Origin of the sequence: Vogesella sp. AC12, from assembly GCF_024437575.1 — a bacterium.
GTDB lineage: Bacteria > Pseudomonadota > Gammaproteobacteria > Burkholderiales > Chromobacteriaceae > Vogesella > Vogesella indigofera.
This window is the reverse complement of the sequence record NZ_JANFNU010000011.1, coordinates 12,237-34,966: the sequence shown is the minus strand read 5'-3', so window position 1 is coordinate 34,966 and position 22,730 is coordinate 12,237. Positions and strand designations below refer to the sequence as shown.

General features: G+C 64.5%; 25 protein-coding genes. 17 read left to right on the top strand and 8 right to left on the bottom strand.

Translation table 11 applies throughout. From position 1 onward, the window contains the following. Position 1: 1 nt before the first annotated feature. Positions 2–844: a sulfurtransferase gene (locus NOM55_RS14480; RefSeq protein WP_255909248.1), complete on the top strand. Its 843-nt coding sequence runs from the start codon at positions 2–4 to the stop codon at positions 842–844. 226 nt (positions 845–1,070) lie between these two features. On the opposite strand, the gene NOM55_RS14475 is transcribed toward NOM55_RS14480, so the two are convergent. Both NOM55_RS14475 and NOM55_RS14470 read right to left on the bottom strand, forming a co-directional pair. Continuing rightward, positions 1,071–1,667 (bottom strand): alpha/beta hydrolase, encoded by a 597-nt coding sequence (locus NOM55_RS14475; protein ID WP_047967930.1) that lies wholly within the window; start codon positions 1,665–1,667, stop codon positions 1,071–1,073. Next, positions 1,667–2,440, bottom strand: a complete 774-nt coding sequence (locus NOM55_RS14470) for an exodeoxyribonuclease III (protein ID WP_255909246.1) — start codon at positions 2,438–2,440, stop codon at positions 1,667–1,669. The genes NOM55_RS14475 and NOM55_RS14470 overlap by 1 nt, the downstream gene beginning before the upstream one ends. Before the next feature lie 75 nt (positions 2,441–2,515). Here NOM55_RS14470 and pyrE point away from each other — a divergent pair, with 75 nt between their 5' ends. Both pyrE and NOM55_RS14460 read left to right on the top strand, forming a co-directional pair. Continuing rightward, complete coding sequence (pyrE, locus tag NOM55_RS14465; protein WP_255909244.1) at positions 2,516–3,160, top strand: orotate phosphoribosyltransferase; 645 nt, start codon at positions 2,516–2,518, stop codon at positions 3,158–3,160. Position 3,161: 1 nt separating this feature from the next. Then, the gene (locus tag NOM55_RS14460) at positions 3,162–3,761 is read left to right on the top strand and encodes a DUF4124 domain-containing protein (protein WP_255909242.1); all 600 of its coding nucleotides are present in this window, start codon (positions 3,162–3,164) and stop codon (positions 3,759–3,761) included. Positions 3,762–3,882: 121 nt separating this feature from the next. On the opposite strand, the gene NOM55_RS14455 is transcribed toward NOM55_RS14460, so the two are convergent. The 4 genes from NOM55_RS14455 to NOM55_RS14440 form a co-directional block, all read right to left on the bottom strand. Beyond that, on the bottom strand, positions 3,883–4,209 hold the full coding sequence (locus NOM55_RS14455) for a hypothetical protein (protein WP_047967933.1): 327 nt from the start codon (positions 4,207–4,209) through the stop codon (positions 3,883–3,885). Positions 4,210–4,243: 34 nt separating this feature from the next. After that, the gene (locus NOM55_RS14450; RefSeq protein ID WP_120809333.1) at positions 4,244–5,836 is read right to left on the bottom strand and encodes an MFS transporter; all 1,593 of its coding nucleotides are present in this window, start codon (positions 5,834–5,836) and stop codon (positions 4,244–4,246) included. A gap of 85 nt (positions 5,837–5,921) precedes the next feature. Further along, positions 5,922–6,518 carry a methionine biosynthesis protein MetW gene (gene metW / locus NOM55_RS14445; protein ID WP_047967935.1) on the bottom strand — a complete coding sequence of 199 codons (597 nt, stop codon included), beginning with the start codon at positions 6,516–6,518 and terminating at the stop codon, positions 5,922–5,924. Beyond that, complete coding sequence (locus tag NOM55_RS14440) at positions 6,515–7,657, bottom strand: homoserine O-acetyltransferase (protein ID WP_255909240.1); 1,143 nt, start codon at positions 7,655–7,657, stop codon at positions 6,515–6,517. Before NOM55_RS14440 ends, metW begins: the two co-directional genes overlap by 4 nt. Positions 7,658–7,831: 174 nt before the next feature. Here NOM55_RS14440 and NOM55_RS14435 point away from each other — a divergent pair, with 174 nt between their 5' ends. The 5 genes from NOM55_RS14435 to ybaK all read left to right on the top strand — a co-directional run bounded on the left by NOM55_RS14435 (position 7,832) and on the right by ybaK (position 11,183). Then, positions 7,832–8,011: a hypothetical protein gene (locus NOM55_RS14435; RefSeq protein ID WP_255909238.1), complete on the top strand. Its 180-nt coding sequence runs from the start codon at positions 7,832–7,834 to the stop codon at positions 8,009–8,011. An 84-nt stretch (positions 8,012–8,095) separates the two neighbouring features. After that, a complete protein-coding gene (locus tag NOM55_RS14430; protein ID WP_255909236.1) occupies positions 8,096–9,016 on the top strand; it encodes a TIGR01212 family radical SAM protein in 921 nt (306 codons plus the stop codon). 87 nt (positions 9,017–9,103) lie between these two features. Then, positions 9,104–10,015 carry a protein-methionine-sulfoxide reductase catalytic subunit MsrP gene (gene msrP / locus NOM55_RS14425; RefSeq protein WP_255909234.1) on the top strand — a complete coding sequence of 304 codons (912 nt, stop codon included), beginning with the start codon at positions 9,104–9,106 and terminating at the stop codon, positions 10,013–10,015. Position 10,016: 1 nt separating this feature from the next. Continuing rightward, positions 10,017–10,670, top strand: coding sequence for a sulfite oxidase heme-binding subunit YedZ (locus NOM55_RS14420; protein WP_255909233.1), 654 nt, complete (start codon positions 10,017–10,019; stop codon positions 10,668–10,670). 27 nt (positions 10,671–10,697) lie between these two features. Beyond that, positions 10,698–11,183: a Cys-tRNA(Pro) deacylase gene (gene ybaK, locus NOM55_RS14415; RefSeq protein ID WP_120809339.1), complete on the top strand. Its 486-nt coding sequence runs from the start codon at positions 10,698–10,700 to the stop codon at positions 11,181–11,183. Between the two features lie 142 nt (positions 11,184–11,325). Here the strand turns inward: ybaK and NOM55_RS14410 are convergent, their stop codons facing one another. Further along, positions 11,326–12,528 (bottom strand): multidrug effflux MFS transporter, encoded by a 1,203-nt coding sequence (locus tag NOM55_RS14410; protein ID WP_255909232.1) that lies wholly within the window; start codon positions 12,526–12,528, stop codon positions 11,326–11,328. Between the two features lie 113 nt (positions 12,529–12,641). On the opposite strand from NOM55_RS14410, the gene arsC reads away from it, so the two are divergent. Next, positions 12,642–12,986, top strand: a complete 345-nt coding sequence (gene arsC, locus NOM55_RS14405) for an arsenate reductase (glutaredoxin) (RefSeq protein ID WP_255909230.1) — start codon at positions 12,642–12,644, stop codon at positions 12,984–12,986. Positions 12,987–13,054: 68 nt separating this feature from the next. Here arsC and NOM55_RS14400 read toward each other — a convergent pair whose 3' ends face one another. Continuing rightward, positions 13,055–15,418 (bottom strand): penicillin-binding protein 1A, encoded by a 2,364-nt coding sequence (locus NOM55_RS14400; RefSeq protein ID WP_047968256.1) that lies wholly within the window; start codon positions 15,416–15,418, stop codon positions 13,055–13,057. 191 nt (positions 15,419–15,609) lie between these two features. On the opposite strand from NOM55_RS14400, the gene NOM55_RS14395 reads away from it, so the two are divergent. From NOM55_RS14395 to NOM55_RS14360, 8 genes are all read left to right on the top strand, one after another. Then, complete coding sequence (locus tag NOM55_RS14395) at positions 15,610–16,731, top strand: pilus assembly protein PilM (protein WP_082133826.1); 1,122 nt, start codon at positions 15,610–15,612, stop codon at positions 16,729–16,731. Between the two features lie 3 nt (positions 16,732–16,734). Beyond that, positions 16,735–17,325, top strand: a complete 591-nt coding sequence (locus NOM55_RS14390) for a PilN domain-containing protein (protein ID WP_255909229.1) — start codon at positions 16,735–16,737, stop codon at positions 17,323–17,325. Next, positions 17,322–17,936, top strand: a complete 615-nt coding sequence (locus NOM55_RS14385; protein WP_255909228.1) for a type 4a pilus biogenesis protein PilO — start codon at positions 17,322–17,324, stop codon at positions 17,934–17,936. Before NOM55_RS14390 ends, NOM55_RS14385 begins: the two co-directional genes overlap by 4 nt. Then, positions 17,933–18,466, top strand: coding sequence for a pilus assembly protein PilP (locus tag NOM55_RS14380; RefSeq protein ID WP_255909227.1), 534 nt, complete (start codon positions 17,933–17,935; stop codon positions 18,464–18,466). Before NOM55_RS14385 ends, NOM55_RS14380 begins: the two co-directional genes overlap by 4 nt. Beyond that, positions 18,463–20,568 carry a type IV pilus secretin PilQ gene (gene pilQ, locus NOM55_RS14375; protein WP_255909225.1) on the top strand — a complete coding sequence of 702 codons (2,106 nt, stop codon included), beginning with the start codon at positions 18,463–18,465 and terminating at the stop codon, positions 20,566–20,568. The genes NOM55_RS14380 and pilQ overlap by 4 nt, the downstream gene beginning before the upstream one ends. 43 nt (positions 20,569–20,611) lie before the next feature. After that, on the top strand, positions 20,612–21,151 hold the full coding sequence (gene aroK / locus NOM55_RS14370) for a shikimate kinase AroK (RefSeq protein ID WP_369793047.1): 540 nt from the start codon (positions 20,612–20,614) through the stop codon (positions 21,149–21,151). A gap of 2 nt (positions 21,152–21,153) precedes the next feature. Continuing rightward, entirely contained in the window at positions 21,154–22,245 is a 1,092-nt protein-coding gene (aroB, locus tag NOM55_RS14365; RefSeq protein ID WP_255909223.1) for a 3-dehydroquinate synthase, read from the top strand. Between the two features lie 78 nt (positions 22,246–22,323). Beyond that, a complete protein-coding gene (locus tag NOM55_RS14360) occupies positions 22,324–22,713 on the top strand; it encodes a FimV family protein (RefSeq protein WP_255909221.1) in 390 nt (129 codons plus the stop codon). The last annotated feature ends 17 nt before the right edge of the window (positions 22,714–22,730 follow it).

Below are 22,730 nucleotides of genomic sequence, written 5' to 3'. Positions count from 1 at the left end.
GATGTTTACTACCCTGATTTCCGCCAGCGAACTGCAACAACTGGGCAACCGCCACACCGTGCTGCTCGACTGCCGTTTCCGCCTCAATGACCCCGATTTCGGCCGCGCCGCCTACGACGAGGGTCACCTGCCCGGCGCGCACTACCTGCACCTGGACTACCACCTGTCCGGCCTCAAGAACGGCAGCAATGGCCGCCACCCGCTGCCGGACGGCCAGCGCCTGGCGGTCAGCCTCGGCGCGCTCGGCATCGGCGCCGACAGCCAGGTGGTGGCCTACGACGACGCCGGCGGCATGTACGCTGCCCGTGCCTGGTGGCTGCTGCGCTGGCTGGGCCACGAGGCAGTGGCGGTGCTCGATGGCGGCATCCAGGCGTGGCAGCAGGCCGGCGGCGAGCTGGACACCGGCATACCGGAACGCGACGCCACCCGTTTCAGCATGGGCACGCCGCAGGAAAGCGTGGTACTGCTTGACGAGATTGCGGCCAACCTGTGCACGCCGCAGTACCAGCTGATCGACGCCCGCGCGCCGGACCGCTTTGCCGGCGAAAACGAGACGCTGGACCCGGTCGGCGGCCACATCCCCGGCGCCAAGAACCGCTTCTTCATGGACAACCTCGGCAGCGACGGCCGCTTCAAGCCGGCCGCACAGCTGCGCAGCGAATGGCTGGCACTGCTGGACGGCACCCCCGCCGGACAGGTGATCCTGTCCTGCGGCAGCGGCGTCACCGCCTGCCACAACAAGCTGGCGCTGGAATACGCCGGTCTCAGCGGTGCGCGGCTGTACGCCGGCTCGTGGAGCGAGTGGTGCAGCGACCCGACGCGCCCGGTCGCCACCGGCGCCTGAGCAGCGGTTCAATGTCTGCTGCGACGTGATCGCAAATGGGGCGATACGGCGTTGAAAACACCTTCGGCATGCTGGTTTATCTCCAGCTCAACGCCGCTTCCCCAGCCGTTTTCGCCTTGTCTCGCTCTTGCTCGCGAGACCTTGGACAGATTCTGAGCACGGCAACAAAAACCCCCGCCTCGGCGGGGGTTTTCATTGCAAGGTTGGCCGCAAGACACGAGCTCGTTCAGTCAAGGATCAGCTGCTGGATCAGGCGCTGGCCGGCCTTCCAGTCGCCAAGGCCGCTGTTGCTGCCCATGTGGCCGCTGTTGCCGGCGCTGAGCAACGGTACCTGCCAGCACGCCGCCAGCGCTTCCGCCTCCGTCCAGTCGCAGAACAGGTCGTCGCGGCTGGCCACCAGCCGTGCCGGCACCGGCAGGCGCAGTTCGCGCGGCGCGGCAAAGCCGGCAAAATCCGGCAGCGGCGCCCCCGCTGGCAGCTCGCCACTGGCGGCAGCGCGCTGCGGCGTGATCGGCAGCGCCGGTGGCGCCACCAGCAGCACCCCCTTCACCTTTTTCTGCTCCAGCAGACTGGCCTGGCCCAGCCACTCCACCGTGGCGTGACAGCCGAGACTGTGCGCGGCGATCACCACCTTGCCGTCGCAGTCCGCCACCGTCGCGGCCAACCTTTGCACCCAGGCGTCGCGCGTCGGGTACAGCCAGTCGTCCTGCTCCACCCGCCGCGCCAGCGGATACAGCACCTCCCAGTAGCTCTGCCAGTGGCTGGCGCCGGAGTTGCCCCAGCCGGGGACGGTAATCAGAAACACGTCGTCATCGTCCAGCATCACTCACTCCTGTCGTAGTCCACCGTCAACGGTGCGTGGTCGGAGAACTTCTCGTCTTTATAGACGCTGGCCGTGCGCGCCTGCGCCATCAGCGACGGCGTCACGATGTGGTAATCGATGCGCCAGCCGACATCCTTGGCGTAGGCCTGGCCGCGGTTGCTCCACCAACTATAGCCCGGCGCGTCCGGGTACAGGCGGCGCCACACGTCGCACCAGCCGTCGCCGAGCAGTTGCGTCATCCACGCGCGCTCTTCCGGCAGGAAGCCGGAGTTCTTGACGTTGCCCTTCCAGTTCTTGAGGTCGATCTCCTGGTGGGCGATGTTCCAGTCGCCGCAGATCACCACGTCGCGGCCCTGCGCGCGCAGCTGGTCGAGGTGCGGCTTGAACACCTCGAGGAAGCGGAATTTCACATCCTGGCGCTCGTCGCTGCTGGAGCCGGACGGCAGGTACAGCGAGATCACCGACAGGTTGCCGGCATCGACCTGCAGATAGCGGCCTTCGGCGTCGATCCAGTCCACGCCGAGACCGATGGTGACCGCATCCGGCTGCTGGCGGGTGTAGATGCCGACGCCGCTGTAGCCCTTCTTGTCGGCGTAATGAAAGTAGCCGGTCAGGCCGTCCGGATTCTGCATCCGCGGCGACAGATCGCCGGCCTGCGCCTTCAGCTCCTGCACGCAGACAAAATCGGCGTGATGCCCGGCCAGCCAGTCAAAAAAACCCTTCTTGTCGGCAGAGCGGATGCCGTTGAGGTTGGCGGAAACGATTCGAAGCATGGGGTCTCCCGTGGTATCCTTGCCGGCAATTTTTCAGGCACGTCAAAGTGTTAATCATTAAAGAGGCATATGGAAATGAGCGATTTTCGTCAGGATTTTATTCGTTTTGCGCTGAGCAAGCAGGTATTGCGTTTTGGCGCATTCGTCACCAAAGCCGGACGCACCTCGCCGTACTTCTTCAACGCCGGCCTGTTCAATGACGGCGACAGCGTACTGCAGCTGTCACGTTTTTATGCAAAATCCATCAGCAGCAGCGCCGTAGAGTTTGACATGATTTTCGGGCCGGCCTACAAGGGCATCATCCTCGCCGCCGCCGCGTCGATGGCGCTGGCGGAACAGGGGCGCAACGTGCCGTTCGCCTACAACCGCAAGGAAGCCAAGGACCACGGCGAAGGCGGCACTCTGGTCGGCGCGCCGCTCAAGGGTAAGGTACTTATCATCGACGACGTGATCTCCGCCGGCACCTCGGTGCGCGAATCGGTGCAGCTGATCCGTGCCGCCGGCGCCGAGCCGGCCGGCGTCGCCATCGCGCTGGACCGCATGGAACGCGGCACGGGCGAGCTGTCGGCGGTGCAGGAAGTGGCCCGCGACTTCAACCTGCCGGTGGTGGCGATTGCCAACCTGCACGACCTGCTCGGCTTCCTCGAAGGCAGCCCGGAGCTGGCCGACAATCTGGAAGCGGTGCGTGCCTACCGCGCCCAGTACGGCGTCAGCGCCTGACATGGCCCGCCGTGCCGTCCTGCTCTGCTGTCTCGTCACCGTGCCGGCCACGGCCGGCGGGCTATACAAGTGGCAGGACCAGCACGGCGCGGTGCACTACAGCGACCAGCGGCCGACGCAGGAACAGGCCGCCGGCGTCAGCCGCCTGAATCCGCAGGGCGTGCTGCTGGAAGCGGGCGAATCGGCGGCACAGCAAGCGGCCCGCCTCGCCGCCGCCGCCCAACAGAAACAGCAGCAGGCGCTACGCCGCGAGCAGCAGCGCCAGGACCGGCTGCTGCGCGAGCGTTACGACAGCGTGCGCGACATCGAGCGGCAACGTGACGCCGAGCTGCAACGGCTGCAGCCGGGTCTGCTGCAATTGCAACGCCAGCAACAGCACGAGCGCCAGCATCTGGCCAGCCTGCAGGCCGAGGCGAACAGGCTGCAGCAGGCCGGCAAGCCGCTGCAGGGGCTGCCCAGCCAGATCGCGGTGCAGCAGCGCCTGCTGGACGGCACCAGCGCCCAGCTGCAATTGCGCAGCAACGAGATCGAGACGCTGCGCCAGAAGGCGGAACAGGACAGCCAGCGCCTGCGCCAGCTGCTCGGCACCAGCGCGCCCTAAACTGGCCCGGCGCGGCCAAGCACACCGCACCGCGTAGCCGAACCCTGGCGCATCGACACAGGCCGGACCGGGCGCACGACAAGGCGGCGCAATGCCGGATCAGCGGTGTCGTGCGCGGCGCTTACTGCTGCGCGGCTTCCTTCTGCTGCCAGGCGTCCTTCAATACCTGCTGCGCCTGCTGCAGGCCGCTCTCCGCCGCCAGCAACTGGCTGTCGGCGTGCTGCAGCTGCAGATTGGCCTGCGCCAGCTGCTGCTGCGCCTGCTCCAGCCGCTGTGCGGCCAACCTTTGCTCCGCCTCCGCCTGCTGTTTCTGCCGCCGTGCGCCATCGAGGCGGCTGTCGGCGCTCTGGTACGCCATCTGCGCCGCCAGCAGTTGCTGATCCACCGTCTGCGCCTGCAGCGTTGCCGCCGCCAGCAGCAGCGCCAGTGCCATGGTCTTGCCTTTCATGTTTCGGACTCCTTGAATCGGTTTGCGGTGTGGCTCAATCGTCCGCCGGCAGCGCGCCGCGCGGCACGTCCAGCGCCTGGATGCGCTCGCGCAGATAGCACAGCATCATCAGTCCCGGCAGCGCCATCACCGTCGAGAACAGGAAGAACACCGGCCAGCCGACGCTTTCGGCCAGCACCCCGGACATCGGTCCGACCCAGACGCGGCCGATGGCGGAAAACGCCGACAGCAGCGCGAACTGGGTGGCGGTGAATTTCTGGTTGCACAGCGCCATCAGGAAGGCGACGAAGGCGGCGGTGCCCATGCCGGCGGTCAGGTTCTCGATGCTGACCGCGAACAGCAGCAGATTGTCGACGGCGGTGGCCTCGTGCAGCGCCACCAGCCCCCAGTCGAACGGTGGCAGCCAGAAGCCGCCCCAGGCGCCCTTGCCCGACACCGCCACCAGCCAGAAGCCAAGGTTGGACAACAGCTGCAGCACGCCGAACAGCAGCAGCGAGCGGAACAGCCCCAGCTTCATCATCAGGGCGCCGCCGGCCAGCGCGCCGACGATGGTCAGCCAGATGCCGATCACCTTGTTGACCACGCCGATCTCGGCCTGGGCAAAGCCGACGCCCTTGAGCAAAAAGGTGGTGGTCAGCGCACCGGCAAAGGCGTCGCCCAGCTTGTAGAGGATGATCAGCGCCAGGAAGGCGCCGGCCGCCTCCATGCTGAAATAGTTGCCCAGCGAGCGGTTCAGCGTCTCGAAGCGCGCGCGCCGCGCCGCCCACCACGCCAGCGGAATGGTCACCGCCATGCCGATCAGCAGCGTCAGCAGGTCGACCCATTTTTTCTGCTCCGGATTGACCGGCGGCACAAGGTTGGCCGCAGCCGGCGCCGCGTTGCCGAACAGCGGCGACAGCACGGCGTCGGCCAGCGGCGCGCCGACGCGGGTGGTGAACTGGTAGCCGACCACCACCGCCAGCAGCACCGCGACAAAGCCTTTCAGGTCGTTGCGCGCGTTGCTGTGCGGCGCGACATTGCCGGCCGGCACCGGCGGCACCAGCAAGAGCGACACCAGCGCCGCCGCCAGCATCAGCCCCGCCATCAGCAGGTAAATGCCGTTCCAGTTCAGGCCGCTGCCGCTGACCGGGTCGGCCCACACCATGGCGATGCCGCCGGACAGGATCATCGCCAGCCGGTAGCCGAACACCCCCAGCGAGGAGCCGAGGCCGCGTTCCTGTGGCGCCAGCACGTCAGTGCGGTAGGCGTCGATCACCACGTCCTGCGACGCCGACAAAAAGGACAGCAACACCGCCAGCAGCGCAAACGCCTGGATGCCGTGTGCCGGCGAGGTGCGGGACATCAGCGCCAGCGTGGCGGCGATGCCCAGCTGCGACAGCACCAGCCAGCCGCGGCGGCGCCCCAGCAGCGGCGGCTCGAAGCGATCCATCAGCGGTGCCCACAGGAACTTGAAGGTGTACGGCAGCCCGACCAGGCTCAGAAAGCCGATGGTGGCGATGTCGAGGCCATCCACCGTCAGCCACGCCTGCATCGCGGTGCCGGACAGCGCCAGCGGCAGGCCACTGGCAAAACCCAGCACCCCGATCATGACCATGCGCCACGCGCCGCTCTTGCGAAAATCAGCCATCTACTCGTTCCTGTCACTGCAAAATAAAAAGAGCGCGGATCACGCGCCCTGAAGCCGCCGGGGCCGGGCCCCGGCCAGCACTGCGTCAGCCACGGCCGACCCGGTAAAATGCCAGGCTGCCGCGCAGATTGGGCAGGAAGCTCACCCGCCGACCGTGCGCCATCACCACCCGCTCCAGCACGCGGATGTGGTTCTTGGCGCACAGGTTCTCGAAGTCGCCCAGCATGCACCAGTGGATGTTGGGGGTGTTGTACCACTGGTAGGGCATGTCGTCGGACACCGGCATGTGGCCCTGCATGATCTGCCAGCGGTTCTGCCAGTAGCCGAAGTTGGGGAAGGTGACGATGGCCTCGCGGCCAACCCTGAGCATCTCCAGCAGGATCTCTTCGGTGTGCTGCATCGCCTGGATGGTCTGCGACAGCACCACGTGCTCGAAGCGCTGGTCCTCGAATTCGGCGAGGCCGGCCTCGAGGTCGCCCTGGATGGCATTGACGCCGGCCTTGACGCAGCTGACCACGTTATTAACGTCGAAATCGACGCCGTAGCCGTTGACCTGCTTGTGCTGCTGCAGCCAGGCCAGCAGCTCGCCCTCGCCGCAACCGAGGTCCAGTACGCGGCTGGCCGGGGCCACCCAGTCGGCGATCAGCTGCAGGTCGGGGCGCAATGTTGTCAGTGTCGTCATGCGTTCACCTCCTCTGCCACGCGATCCAGATAAGCCTGCATCAGGTCGACATAGGGTTGGTCGGTCATCAGGAAGGCGTCGTGGCCGTGCACCGATTCGATCTCGCCGTAGCAGACGCGCTTGCCGGCGGCGATCAGCGCCTTCACCGTCTCGCGCGAGCGTTCCGGCGAGAAGCGCCAGTCGCTGGTGAAGCTGGCCACCAGGAAGCTGGCGCTGGCCTTTTTCAGCGCCGCCACCAGGTCGCCGCCGTAGTCCTTGGCCGGGTCGAAGTAGTCCAGCGCCTTGGTCATCAGCAGATAGGTGTTGGCGTCGAAGTAGTCGGAGAACTTGTCGCCCTGATAGCGCAGGTAGCTCTCGATCTCGAACTCGACGTCGTAGCCGAACTGGTATTCGCCGGAGCGCAGCATGCGGCCGAATTTCTCGCCCATGCCGTCATCGGACAGGTAGGTGATGTGGCCCAGCATGCGCGCCAGGCGCAGGCCGCGGCGCGGGATGGTGCCGTGGGCGTAGAAATCGCCGCCGAGGAAATCGGGATCGGTAATGATCGCCTGCCGCGCCACGTCGTTGAAGGCGATGTTCTGCGCCGACAGCTTGGGCGCCGAGGCGATCACCAGCGCGTGGGCGATGCGTTCCGGGTAATCGATGCTCCACTGCAGCGCCTGCATGCCGCCGAGGCTGCCGCCGATCACCGCCGCCCAGCGGTCGATGCCGAGGCGGTCGGCGAGGCGCGCCTGCGCGGTGACCCAGTCCGGCACCGTCACCACCGGAAAGCGCGAGCCCCAGGGTTGGCCGCAATCCGGATCGATGCTGGACGGGCCGCTGCTGCCGTGGCAGCCGCCAAGGTTGTTGACCCCGACCACGAAGAAGCGGTTGGTGTCGATCGGCTTGCCGGGGCCGACCATGTTGTCCCACCAGCCGGCGGCCTTGTCGTCGGCGCTGTAGCGGCCGGCAACGTGGTGATGGCCGGACAGCGCGTGGCAGATCAGAATGCCATTGCTGCGCGCGGCATTCAGCGTGCCGTAGGTTTCAAAAGTCAGGCGATACGACGCCAGCACATGGCCGCTATTGAGCGGCAGCGGCGTGGCAAAATCCGCATGCTGTGGCGTCACGATGCCGACGGATGACGAAAGATTGGACATAACTGCCTCTTGTAATCGGCGGCGGGGGCAGGAATGGCGGCCTTTTCGGCTCTGCCCGTCCCCGTTCAAGGCTGCTCCTGAGCAAGGACAGAGCTTAGCTTGCCGACGCACGCTTGCACAGGCCTGCCAACGCCGCCAATAATCATTCCCTGCAAATTTTCGCGGTTTTTCGCCATGATCGGTCGCCTGTTCCGGCTTGCCCTGCTGTTTGTCACCGCTTTCCTGCTGATCCGCTGGCTGTTCAGCCGCGAACAGCGTCAGACCGTCCGCGAGTTCATCCACACTCTCGCCATCGCGCTGCTGGGCAGCTCGCTGCTGTTCCTGCTGCTGAGTCTGGCCGGCGTGCGGCTGTAGTCGACAGCCTTGATCCCGCTCACTCCGCCGCGGCGGCCAAGGCGCTAGACTGCCGGCTTTTCTGCCGACGAGCCCTGGCTGCGCATGGACCTGACCCGCCACCTTCATACCTTCGGCCACTACCTGAAAACCCGTTTCGGGGAAAAGGTGCACAAGCTGTCGCTGGCCGGCGACTTCACCTGTCCCAACCGCGACGGCACGCTGGACCGCGGCGGCTGCACCTTCTGCAACGTGAAAAGCTTCGGCCGCGAGGGCGGTACGCTGTCCATCGCCGAGCAGATCGCCCGCGAAAAACCCAAGACCGACCGTGCCCGCCGTTATCTGGCCTACTTCCAGGCCTATACCAGCACCTACGCCGAGGTGGCCACGCTCAAGGCGCTGTACGACGAGGCCGCGAGCCAGCGCGATGTCGTCGGTCTATGCGTCGGCACCCGCCCCGACTGCGTGCCGGATGCCGCACTCGACCTGCTCGCCGGCTACCAGCAGCGCGGCTACGAAGTCTGGCTGGAGCTGGGCCTGCAAACTGCCCACGACGCCACCCAGGCGCTGATCCGGCGCGGCCACGGCCTCGCCGACTACCGCGACGCGGTGCAGCGCGCGCATCGGCGCGGGCTGCAGGTCTGCACCCACCTGATCGCCGGCCTGCCCGGCGAAGACGACCGCCACGTGCGGCAGACGCTGGACACGGTGCTGGACATTGGCGTGGAGGGGCTCAAGCTGCACCCGCTGATGATCGTGCGCGGCAGCCGCATGGCGGCCCAGTACCGTCGCGGCGAGATCGCCCCGCTGACGCAAGCGCACTACGCCGCGCTGGCAGCCGAGCTGATCCGCCACACCCCGCCCGAGGTGGTCTACCACCGCATATCCGCCACCGCGCAGGCGCCGACGCTGATCGCCCCGGACTGGTGGGGCCCGCGCTGGCCGGCGCTGCAGGCGATTGCCGCCGCGCTGGCCGCCAGCGGGCCGCAAGGCAGTGCGCTCGGCCGCCCGTGGATGGCAGGGTAAACCGCGGCGCGCAACTGTTTTTGCCGGCGGCTGTCAGATCAGGCGGAATACTGCGACTAAGGCCTGTTGCCCCGCGAGATCACTGCCATGCTCATCAAGACCCTGACCGACCGCCTGTCCGAAGCCGACATCACCCCGCAGGCGGTCTACCTCAACCGCCGCCAGTTCATGGCCGGCAGCGCCGGGCTGCTGCTGCCGGTGTCGGCCATCGCCGCGTTGCCGGCGACGAAAAGCCCGCTGTCGACCAGCGAAAAGCCGAACAGCCGCGACGACATCACCAGCTACAACAACTACTACGAATTCGGCACCGGCAAGGAAGAGCCGGCGCTGTACGCGCGGCGGCTGAAGACGCGGCCGTGGACGGTGACCGTGGACGGCGAGGTGACCCGCGCGCGCACGTTTGACATCGACAGCCTGCTGAAGATGAAGCTGCAGGAGCGCATCTACCGCCTGCGCTGCGTCGAGGGCTGGAGCATGGTGATCCCGTGGATTGGCTTCCCGCTGGCCGACTTGCTGAAACAGGTACAGCCGACCTCGCGCGCCAAGTACGTGGCGTTCGAAACCGCACTGCGCCCCGGCGAGATGCCGGGTGTGGCGCGGCGGGTGCTGGACTGGCCGTACCGCGAAGGGCTGCGCATCGACGAGGCGATGCACCCGCTGACCATCCTCGCCGTCGGCCTCTACGGCGAGCTGCTGCCGAACCAGAACGGCGCGCCGGTGCGGCTGGTGGTGCCGTGGAAGTACGGCTTCAAGAGCATCAAGTCGATCAGCCGCATCCACCTGCTGGAAAAGCAGCCGCCGACCAGCTGGAACATGGCGGCGCCAAACGAGTACGGCTTCTACTCTAACGTCAATCCGGCGGTGGACCACCCGCGCTGGAGCCAGGCCACCGAGCGCCGCATCGGCGAATTCTTCAAGCGCAAGACGCTGCCATTCAACGGCTACGGCGAACAGGTCGCCGGCCTGTACCGCGGCATGGACCTGCGACGGAACTTCTGACATGGCCGACAGCACCATCCTCGCCAAGCCGCTGGCCCTGCACTGGCAACAACCCGGCCCGCGCCTGTTCGCCGCCATCAAGGGGCTGCTGTTCCTGATCTGCCTGTTGCCACTGGCGCAGCTGCTGTGGCACGCGCTGGCAGGCCATGCGGTCAACCCGATCGAGGACCTGACCCGCGGTCTCGGCACCTGGACGCTGCGCTTCCTGCTGATCACGCTGTGCGTGTCGCCACTGCGGGCGCTGGGGGCGCCGGGCTGGCTGCTGCGCCTGCGCCGCATGCTGGGGCTGTACGCGTTCTTCTACGCCTGCCTGCACCTGCTGACCTATCTGTGGCTGGACCAGTTCTTCGACTGGGCCGCCATCGTGCGCGACATCGTCAAGCGGCCGTTCATCACCGTCGGCATGCTCGCCTTCGGGCTGCTGCTGCCGCTGGCGATCACCTCCAGCGACGGCTGGATCCGCCGCCTGAAGCGCAACTGGGGCAAGCTGCACCGCCTGGTCTACGTCATCGCCCCGCTGGGGGTGCTGCACTACCTGTGGCTGGTAAAGCGCGACCTCCAGTCGCCGCTGATCTATGCCGCCATCCTCGCCGTGCTGCTGCTGTGGCGGGTGTGGCGATACTTGCGGCCAACGTTGGCCGCACGGGTAAAATAGCCGGCGTCTTGCACTGGACCCAGCATCATGTCGAAAGAGAAAGCCCCGGTCACCCAGGCCATCCGCCTGCTGCGTCAGCATCAGGTCAGCTACAGCGAACATCTGTACAAGTACGAGGAAAAAGGCGGCACCCGCGTCTCGGCGCGCGAGCTGGGTGTCGACGAGCACTGCGTGATCAAGACCCTGATCATGGAAGACGAGCACAAGAAGCCGCTGATCGTGCTGATGCACGGCGACCGCGAGGTTGGCACCGGCATGCTGGCCAAGCAGGCCGGCGTCAAGAAGATCAGCCCCTGCGACGCCAAGACCGCCGACAAGCACAGCGGCTACCAGGTCGGCGGCACCAGCCCGTTCGGCACTCGCGCCAGCATGCCGGTGTACATGGAAGCCAGCATCGCCGCGCTGGACAAGATCTACATCAACGGCGGCAAGCGCGGCTTCCTGCTCGGCCTGTCGCCGCAGGAGGTGATCCGCGTGCTGCAGCCGGTGCTGGTGCAGGCCGCCGCCAGCTGAGCGAGCGGTTCACGTTCTCTCACGCCAACATCAGAGCAGCCAGCATTGGCCAACAACGCGCCGTGGCTGTCGATATCAGTCCGCCCGTTTTGACCGATGGCCACGCAGGATCACGCCGGCGCAGCGGCTCGCGGAGCGCTGTTTACGCCGTGCGGCTGACGCGGCGACGGTAGGCGCTGCGCAGCAGGAAGCCGACCAGCAGCAGGCCGCTCATGGTCAGCGCCAGCGACAGCGTCGACGTCCACACCAGCGGTGCGATCACCCCGGCGATCAGGCTGGAGAACATGGTCTGGGTAAAGCCCTGCATCGACGACACCGTGCCGCGCAGGTGCGGGAACTGGTCCATCAGCACGATGGTGATCGACGGCGCCGACAGCGACATCCCGGTCGAATACAGCGCCAGCGGCGGCACGCTGCTCCACACCGACGGCGGCAGCAGCCACGCCGACAGCACGTTGAGCGCCGCGGCGCCGAACATCAGGCCGTAGCCCAGCGACACCAGCTGCCGCGCATTGCGCCGCCCGGCCAGCCGCCCGGACAGGAAGGCGCCGAGCATGATGCCCCCCACCGCCGGGCCGAACATCCAGATGAACTGGTCGTGGCCCAGCCCCAGATGCTGCATCACGAACACCGGCGCCGACGGGATATAGAGGAAGAAGCCGGCAAAGTTGAACGACACCGCCAGCGCCAGCAGCTGGAATTCGCGCTTGCGGCCAACCTCCAGATAGTTACGTGCCAGCTGCCGCCAGGCGAACGGCGGGCGCACCTCGCGCGCCAGCGTTTCCGGCAGGCTGTGCCAGCAGGCGGCAAACAGCAGCAGGCCCAGCAGTGCCATGAACACGAAGATCGAGCGCCAGCCGAAACTGCCGAACAGCAGGCCGCCGACCACCGGCGCAATCGCCGGCGACACCGAGAACAGCATCGTCACCTGCGACATCATGCGTTGCGCGTCGTGGCCGTGGAAACGGTCGCGGATGATGGCGCGGCCGACCACCAGCCCGGCACCGCCGCACAGCCCCTGCATGCCGCGGAACAGCAGCAGCGTCGACAGGTCGCTGGCCATCGCGCAGCCGACCGAGGCGATGGCAAAGCACAGGCACGACACCAGGATCACCGGCCGCCGCCCGACGCTGTCGGAAATGGCGCCATGCCACAGCATCATCAGTGCATAGCAGAACAGGTACACCGACAGCGCCTGCTGCATCTGCAGCGGCGAGGCGGACAGCGCCACGCCGATGTCGGCCATCGCCGGCAGGAAGGTGTCGATGGAGAACGGGCCGAGGGTGGCCAGTGCGGCAAGCAGCAGGGCCAGCACCGCGTGGCGCTGGCGGGAGGATTCGGGCATAGTCGGCAAAGAACGGGCTAGGAAATATAATCGGCACCGTAGCACGCCACGGCGGCACTGACGAACAACAGTGTGTTCAAGAACTCCCAAGACATAGCAGAAAGTAGCGATTCATGATCCGTTTTTATCACAACCCGCGCTGCTCGAAATCCAGAGAAGCATTAAAACTGTTACAGGAGCGCTCCGCCCCGCTCGAGATCGTGGAATACCTGAAGACCCCGCCCAGCATCGAGGAGCTGCAGCAGCTGTGCCAGGCGCTGGGCGTCAGCCCACGCCAGATGATGCGCAGCAAGGAGGACGATTACGTCCGCCTGCACCTGGACGACGTGTCGCTGGAAGACAAGCACCTGCTGCAGGCGATCCACACCCATCCGCAGCTGCTGGAGCGCCCGATCGCGCTGCTCGGCGACCGCGCCGTGATCGGCCGGCCGCCGGAACAGGTGCTGTCGCTGCTGTAACGGCGCCGCCCCGCAAAACGACAAGGCCAGCAGACGCTGGCCTTGTGTTTATCCGCTGCGGCCAACGTTCAGAACAGCAGTTCCTTCACGTTTTCCACCGCGTCGCCCGCCGGCGCCGCTTCCTCGGCCGGCGCCGTCTCGTCCGGCGTCACGTTGCCACTACCCGGCACCGTGCCGCGGTTGTTGATGCTCAACTGCGGATTGGTACGCTGGAACTCTTCCATATAGTACTCGTCGTTGCCCCGCAGCGCGGCGCCCGGCCGCACCACGATGCCCGGAGGTGGCGGCAGCTCGATGTCCGGCACGCCCTTCAGCGCATTGTTCATGTAGTTGATCCAGATCGGCAGCGCCGCGGTGCCGCCGTAGCCGTAACGGCCCAGGCTGCGCGGCTGGTCGAAGCCGACCCAGGTCACCGCCACCAGCGACGGAGTGAAACCGGCAAACCAGGCATCGCGGAAGTTGTTCGTGGTACCGGTCTTGCCGGAGATGTCGCCGCGCCCCAGCGCGGTGGCGCGGTTGGCGGTGCCGTAGCGCACCACGTCCTTCAGCATGTTGCTGACGATGTAGGCATTGCGCGGGTCAATCGCCTGCGCCGCGTTGCGCCCCGCCACTGCCGGCTCGGTGCGCGCCAGCAGGCGGCCGCCGGCATCCTCGATGCGGTCGATGAAGTAGGCGCGGGTGCGGTAGCCGCCGTTGGCGAACACGGCATAGCCTTCCGCCATCTGCAGCGGCGAGGCCTGGCCGGCGCCCAGCGCCATGGTCAGGTAGGCCGGGATGTTCTTCGACTCGAAGCCGAAGCGCTGCACGTACTGCTGGCCGAAGTCGGTGCCGATCGACATCAGGATGCGGATCGACACCAGGTTTTTCGACAGCGCCAGCGCACGGCGCATCGTGATCATGCCGGCATATTTGCCGTCATCGTTCTTCGGATCCCAGCTTTGGCCGCCGATGGTCTGCGGATCAACCGTGATCGGCGCGTCGTTGATCATGGTCGACGGCGTGAAACCGCGGTCGAGCGCAGCAGAGTAGACGAAGGGCTTGAAGGTGGAACCCGGCTGGCGCATGGCCTGGGTCACGTGGTTGAAGCTGCTGCGGTTGAAATCGAAGCCGCCGACCAGCGAGCGGATCGCGCCATTGGCCGGATCCATCGCCACGAAGGCGCCCTCCACCGTCGGCATCTGCACGATGCTGACGTTATTGCCCTGCTCCACGATGCGGATCACCGCGCCACGGCGGATGCGCTGCACCGGGGTCACCCGTTCCGACAGCGCACTGCGGGCGAAGGTCAGGCCACGGCCGCGGATCTGCAGCTTGCGGCCGCCACGCAGATAAGCGGTCACCGCCGACGGCGAGGCCGACAGCACCACGCCCGGCTGCATATTGCCGCTGTCGCGCACCGCGGCCAGCGTTTCATCCAGCGTTTCCTCAACATCGGCATCTTCTACCTTGCTGAGGTCGACAAACGACTCCGGGCCGCGGTACGGCTGGCGGCTGTCGTAGTCCATCAAGCCGGCACGCAGCGCGTCAAATGCCCACTGCTGGTGGCGGCTGTCGATTGTGGTAAAAACGCGAAACCCTTCGGTGTAGGCGCCGTCCTTGTAACGCTCGTACATCGCCTGGCGCACCATTTCCGCCACGTACTGTGCCGGCAGCGAGGTGTCCGGATTGGCAATGGCAAGGCGCAACGGCTCGCTTCTGGCCGCCTCGTACTGCTCGGCGGTGATGTAGCGCAGCTCATGCATACGACGTAAAACATAGGCTTGGCGTAATTTTGCCCGCTCTGGATTGACAACGGGATTGTAGCTGGATGGCGCCTTCGGCAGACCGGCCAGCATCGCCATCTCGGCCACGCTCAGGCTTTGCAGCGGGCGACCGAAATAGGTTTGCGCCGCGGCGGAGAAGCCGTAGGCACGCTGCCCCAGATAGATTTGATTGAAATAGAGCTCGAGAATCTGGTCTTTCGATAAAGTGTGCTCAATCTTGAACGCGAGCAGCGCTTCATTGAATTTGCGGGTAAAGGTTTTCTCGCTGGACAGGAAGAAGTTTTTGGCCACCTGCATGGTGATCGTGCTTGCACCGGAATGCGTGCGACCGGATACTATGTTGCCGACTGCGGCACGCATTACGCCAATGTAATCAATGCCGCCATGCTGGTAGAAACGCTCATCTTCCGCCGACAAAACCGCCTGTTTCATCAACTGTGGCACATCGCCGATTTTGGTAAAAGAACGCCGTTCCTCGCCAAATTCACCGATTAATACCTTGTCCTGGGTATAGACGCGCAACGGGATTTTCGGGCGGTAATCGGTCAGGACATCCAGACTCGGCAGGCGCGGATAGGTCACCAGAATGGCGATCACGGCCAGGCCCAGCACCAGGATGGTCAGGCCGGCAATAATGCCGGCGGTCACGGAAAGAATGCGTGGCAACATAAGTGGGTAGTGAAGCTCTTGCCTTTCAGAAGGATGGCGCATTATACCTTTTTCAGATAGCGACGATACGTAACGGCGCCTCAGCCGGTCATCGCAGCCGCGCCGCGGATGACCACCAGCCGATCAATGGCCACAAGACCGGAGGTTGGCCGCGCCCAGTCAGCAGTCACGACAGGCGCGGCTTGAAAACGATGTTTGACAAGAAACCCTCACTGGATGTTTCCAGACTGAAAAAAGCGTTGGCGCCGCTGCTGAGCACCACCGAGCACGGCCTGCTCGGCATGGACATCAGCTCCAGCGCCATCAAGCTGGTCGAGCTCAGCAGCGCCGGCCGCGGCCCGCAACTGGAGCGCTACGTTGTCGAGCCGCTGCCCAAGGACGCGGTGGTGGAAGGCAATATCCAGAACATGGAAGCCGTCGCCGAGGCCATCCGCCACGCCCGCCGCCATCTCGGCTCGTCCTGCAAGCGGGTGGCCATCGCCCTGCCCACCGCGATGGCGATCTACAAGAAAATCCTGGTGCCGGCGGCGCAGAACCCCGACGACCTGGCCATGCTGGTGGAAACCGAATCCAACCAGTACATCCCGTTCCCGCTGGACGAGGTCAACCTCGACTACCAGGTGCTCGGCCCGTCCGCCAACAGCGGCAATGACCTCGACGTGATGATCTGCGCCGCACGCAAGGAAAAAGTCGAGGAACGCGTGGCGGTGGCCGAAATGGCGGGACTGAAGGTCGATGTGGTCGACATTGATGCCTTCGCCATGCTGACCGCCTTCGAGCAGCTGCAACAGCAGCTGCCTGACCAGGGCATCAACCAGACCTTCGCCCTGTTCGACATCGGCGCCACCGCCATCCACTGCTCGGTGATCCGCAACGGCCAGCAGCTGTACTACCGCGAACAGGCCTTCGGCGGCAGCCAGCTCACCCGCGACATCCAGCGCCGCTACGGCTACAGCCACGAAGAATCGGAGCACGGCAAGCGCACCATGATGCTGCCGGAAGGCTACGAGAACGAGCTGCTGCGCCCGTTCGTCGATTCGCTGGCACAGGAAATTCAGCGCGCGCTGCAGTTTTTCTACACCAGCGTCAGCGTGTCGCAGTACCTGCGGGTCGACTACATCCTGCTTGCCGGCGGCTCCAGCATGCTGGCCGGACTGGACGATGCCGTGCTTGGCCGTACCCAGATCAGCACCATGATCGCCAACCCGTTTACCACCATGACGCATTCCTCGCATGTCGAGCTGAAAAACCTGCTGCTGGATGCGCCATCGTTACTGGTCGCGTGCGGACTGGCCCTGCGGAGATTCGACTGAACCATGATCCGGATCAACCTGCTCCCCCACCGCGAACTGAAAAAGGCGGCCCACCGCAAGCGCTTCCAGAACATGCTGGCCGCGGCGCTCCTCGCCGGACTGGGGCTGTCCTACGCCGGCTACAGCTGGCTGGACAGCACCCTCAGCGAACAGCAACGCCGCAACCAGCAGCTGCAGACCGCCATTGCCAAACTGGACAAGGAATTGAGCAATATCGAGACACTGCGACGCCAGCGTCTGGACATGCTGACTCGCAAGGAGCTGGTAGAGCGGCTGCAGCACAGCCGCACCGAAGCGACCCGGATCTTTGACGAGCTGATCAAGACCCTGCCGGAAGGGGTATTCATCAAGAGTTTCAAACAAACCGGCCCAGCCATTTCCGTCAGTGGCATCTCCTTGTCCAGCGCACGCATCGCCGCCCTGATGCGCAATCTGGAACAGTCCACCGTGTTCAGCACCCCGGTTCTGGTCGAAGTCAAATCGACCCTGGCCGACAACATCCGGGCCAATGACTTCAGCCTCCGTATCACTCTGCGAGGAGCCGAAACCAAGCCAGGCGACGGCAAGCCTGGCCAGAAGGGGAAACCATCATGACAATGGATGAATTTCGTCAACTCGATCTCAAGAACCTGCCGGATTTGCCAATCGGGCCGCAGATCGCCAGTCTGGTCGTCATGATCGCCGCCATCTTGGGCTTGGCCTACTACTTCGTATTTGCCGACCTGCAGGAGCAGATCGAGCGCCAGCAAGCCAAAGAAGTACAGCTAAAGGAAAGCTTTGTCGACAAGAAGCGCCAGGTCGCCAACCTTGCCGCCTTGCAACAGCAGCTGAAGGAGATCGAATCTTCCTTTAGCGCCCTGCTCAGGCAGTTGCCAACCAGAGCCGAAATGCCAACCCTGCTCACCGAAATCAACCAGGCTGGGGTTGGCCGCGGCCTGCTGTTCGAGCTGTTCCGTCCCGGCAGCGAAACCAAGGCGGCACAAATCGCCACCCTGCCGATCCAGATCCGCCTCAGCGGCAGCTATGGTGAGCTGGCGACCTTCGTCAATGACGTGGCGCAGCTGTCACGCATCGTGACCATCGGCGACATTACCCTGAGTCCGAACGGCGGCGCCAAGGAAGACCGCCTGCAGCTGCAGGCCACTGCTAAAACCTATCGTGCCCTGGAGGCCGGCGAACAGACGGCCAAGGCCGGTAAACCATGATGAAAACAGCCCGCCAATGCATCATCATCCTGCCCTGCCTGCTCGCGCTGACCGCCTGCGGCGCCGAGCCGGAAAGTATCGAACAATGGATGCAACACGCCGGCAAGGATCTGCACGGCAAGGTCGAGCCCTTGCCACCGCTGCAGCCCTATGAGCCTTACCAGTTTCAAAGCGCCCAGCTGGGCTCGCCGTTTGATCCGACACGGCTGCAGCTGGCGCGCAACAAGGTCAAGGGGCTGTTCAACAACAACCGGCCACGCGAGGTACTGGAAAACTACGAGCTGAGCCAGCTCAAGCTGACCGGCACCCTACGCATCAACAAGCAGTATTTCGGGCTGATCCAGACCCCCGACAACGGCATATACCGCGTGCGGCCCGGCAGTTTTGTCGGCCCCAACTTTGGCATCGTGCGCAAAGTCAGCGAGACCGAAGTGGTACTGGAAGAAACCGTGGAAAACATCAATGGGGAGTGGGTACAACAAGAAAACACGTTGTACCTGCTACAGCAGGAACAAGGGGCAAAACCATGAACAAGCACTACCTGAAAACACTGGCCAGCAGCCTGCTCCTGGCCGGTCTCTCCCCGGCCCTGCTCGCCGCCAATGCCATCACCGCCATCGATCTCGTCAACAACAGCCAGAACGAACCGGTGCTGGCCATCAGTTTTGCCGCGGCACCGACCACGCCGGCCAGCTTTTCCATCATCAACCCGCCGCGCATCGCCTTCGACTTCAAGGACACCAAGAACCAGACCGGCAAGAACCTGCTGCCATTCAACAGCGAACTGCTCAACGCCGCCACCATCGTCGAAAGCAGCGACCGCACGCGGCTGGTGCTCAACCTCAACAAGAGCAGCGCGCACAGCACCCGTATTGACGGCAAGCAGTTGCTGGTGAGCTTCAACGCCGCCGACAAGCCGCTCGCCGCCGACAACAGCCCGCTTGCCAGTCCCGCTGCGGCCAACCTTGGCATGGCCCGCCAGGTGGCCAATGTCGACTTCCGCCGCGGCAGCAAAGGCGAGGCACGCATCATCGTCGACCTGCCGACCAGCAACAGCCCGGTGGACATCAAGCGCGAAGGCAACAGCCTGATCGTGGACCTGGCTGGCATCAAGCTGCCGCGCCACCTCGAGCGGCGCCTGGATGTCACCGACTTTGCCACCCCGAGCAGCCGCATCGATGCCGTCAACCAGAACAGCGGCAGCCGGATTGCCATCCAGTCTGGCGGCAACTGGGAGTATTCCTCCTACCAGACCGAACGCCAACTGGTGGTCGAGATTCGCGCCGTGTCGCAGGAAGAGGCCGAGGCCAATCTGCTGGCGCAGGGCAAGACCAATTACAAAGGGCAACGCCTGTCGCTCAACTTCCAGACCGTCGACGTGCGCTCGCTGCTGCAGGTCATCGCCGAGTTCACCGGTCTGAACATCATCACCAGCGACAGCGTGACCGGCAGCCTCAGCCTGCGCCTTAACGACGTCCCCTGGGACCAGGCACTGGACCTGATCCTGACCCAGAAAAACCTGGAAAAACGCCAGGTCGGCAACGTCATCCGCATCGCGCCGCACAACGAGCTGGTCAGCATCGAACGCCAGATCGCCGAAGCCAACCGCATCAAGAAAACCTCGGAACCCCTCATCACCGAGACCTTCGCCATCCGCTATCGTGCCGCCGAAGAAATCAAGGAGGCCATCAAGGATCTGGAGCGCTTCAGTAGCGTTGCGCAGAGTGAACGGGAAAGCAACGACAGTGATACCAGTTCCAATACCCGGGCGGCAACCACCGTCAGCAAAAGCATGGCCATCATGGTCGACAGCCGCTCTAACCGGATGATCGTGCGGGCAGGCGTCTCCATGATCGAGGAAATTCGCAAGGTCATCGAGATTCTGGACGTACCGCTGCGCCAGGTGCTGATCGAGGCGCGTATCGTCGAGGCCAAGGACAACTTCCAGCGCGATCTGGGCGTGCGACTGGCCTTCCAGAAGGTCGGTGGCGATACGCTGGTTCGCGAGGCTCTTCCCGGATCAGCCACCTCGAATAGCACCCTGAAACCGATCGTTGATCTGCCTGCATCGCTTAGTGGGGCGTCCATCGCCACCATTTACCGTAGTGCAAGCAGCCTGATCGGGCTTGAGCTGTCCGCGATGCAGGCCGAGGACAATGGCAAGGTGGTGTCCAGCCCGCGCATCCTGACCGCAGACCGCACCAAGGCAACCATCACCGAAGGGACCGAGATTCCCTACCAGTCCATCGACGACAACGGCAAGTCGACCACCACCTTCAAGAAAGCGAACCTGAGTCTGTCGGTGACGCCGCAGGTGACGCCGGAGGACGACATCATCATGCAACTCAACATCACCAAGGACACGCCGAACCTGAAACTGGCGCTCGATGCCGGCCCGGCTATCGACAACAAGACGGTAGAAACCCAGGTTCGCGTCGAAAATGGCGGCACCGTCGTGATTGGCGGCATTTATGTGCAGGAAGAAAACAATGTCGAAAACAAAGTGCCTTTGCTGGCCGATATCCCTTTGCTTGGCGTCCTGTTCCGCAACAAATCCGTCACCAACAACCGCCGCGAACTGCTGATTTTCATCACGCCGCGGATTGTCGAAAACGAACTGATTGCCCGCTAAGGGCAGGCGACAGCGTGCCAACACTTCCTTTACAATGCTGGGCATGAAACTGGCAGGCAATATCTTTCTGGTTGGCTTGATGGGTGCCGGCAAAACCACGGTTGGCCGCACCCTTGCCCGCCACACCGGCAAACAATTTTTCGACTCGGATCACGAAATCGAAAAACGCACCGGTGTTCGCATCACCACCATCTTCGACATCGAGGGTGAGCAGCGCTTTCGCGAGCGGGAACGCGACACCATTGCCGAGCTGTGCGCAATGGACAACATCGTGTTGGCCACCGGTGGTGGCGCCATTCTGGCGCCGGAAAACCGGCTGGCGCTGCGCAGCCACGGTACGGTGATCTATCTGCGCGCCCAGATCGACGACATTCTGGCCCGCACCCTGCACGACAAGAGCCGCCCGCTGCTGCAGACCGGCAACCCGCGCGCCAAGCTGGAAGAGCTGTTTGCCCAGCGCGACCCGCTGTATCGCGAAGTAGCCGACCTGACCATCGACACCTCCCATCAAAACGTTAACGTGCTGATTGCCCGCCTGGAACAGCAGTTGGCCGAGATCCTGACCTGCCAAAAGTCCAACTGACCATGAAAACGCTTGATCTTGTTCTTCCCGATACCCGTTACCCCATTCACATCGGTCAGCAGTTACTCGGCAAGGTCGAGCTGATTACTCCCCACCTCAAGCAAGCCCGCGTGGCCATCGTCACAAACACCACGGTGGCGGCGCTGTATCTTGAGCCACTGCTGCGCAGCCTGGAGCAGGCCGGCATCAGCTGCCTGCCGGTGGTACTGCCGGACGGGGAGGACTTCAAGACCTGGGACACCCTGAACCAGATTTTTGACGCGCTGCTGTCGCACCGCTGCGAGCGCAGCACCACGCTGATCGCACTGGGTGGTGGCGTCATTGGCGACATGACCGGTTTTGCCGCCGCCTGTTACCAGCGCGGCGTGCCCTTCATCCAGATTCCGACCACCCTGCTGGCACAGGTCGACTCTTCCGTTGGCGGCAAGACCGCGATCAATCATCCGCAAGGCAAGAACATGATTGGTGCGTTCTACCAGCCGCAAGCGGTGATTGCCGACATGGACTTGCTGGACACACTGCCGGAACGCGAACTGTCGGCGGGCCTGGCCGAGATCATCAAATACGGCCTGCTGGGCGACGAGCAGTTTCTGGGCTGGCTGGAACAGAACATGTCCGCGCTGCGCAAGCGCAACAAGCAGGCGCTGGCCTACGCGGTGGAACACTCCTGCAAGATGAAAGCCGATATCGTGGCGCAGGACGAGAAAGAACAGGGCATGCGCGCCCTGCTCAACCTTGGCCACACCTTTGGCCACGCCATCGAGGCCGGCCTCGGCTTCGGCACCTGGCTGCACGGTGAAGCCGTCGGTGCCGGCATGCTGCTGGCGGCTGAAGCGTCACAGCAACTGGGCTGGCTGGATCAAGCGCAGGTCTCGCGGGTGGAGGCGGTACTGCAGCAGGCCGGCTTGCCAACCATCGCGCCGGCGCTGGGCACCGCACGCTGGATCGAGCTGATGGGCCATGACAAAAAAGTGGAAGGCGGCGAGATCCGTTTCGTGCTGCTGCAGTCGCTGGGCCATGCTGTTGTCGCAAAGCTGCCTGCCGCAATCCTGGAGCAAACCCTGAACAGCCGTTTTGTCGGCAGCACCCCGTAAATACCACTACGCATTTCTACGAATTGTCGCGGCCGGTAGCGCACTGCAAAATGGTCGCTCCAACAAGGAGAGATCACCATGCTGCGCCTACTTGCCGATGTCGCCAAAGCCTTTGATACCGTTGCCGACATTGCCCATCCGGGCGAGCTGATGCATCAGTTGCGCTTCGTGCCGCCACGGCAGCGCGGCATTGATCCGGTCGGCGAAGCCGAGGTGTATCTCACCTACCAGCGCTACAAACGGGCACGGCAAGTGCTGCGCCACACCATCCGGACCGAGCCGGACAACCTGCCGGCGCACATCCTGCTACTGCACACCTACTTCCTGCTGGAAAGCAGCCACGACTACTGCCAGCTGGCCGCGAAATTGCAGACCAAACTGGCGCACCGCCCGGAGTGGGCGCACATCTGCCACGTTGGCCGCAGCCTAGCGCCGGACTATCCGCTGTTCCAGCAGCACGCGCACTGAGCCGCCTCGCCGCTCCG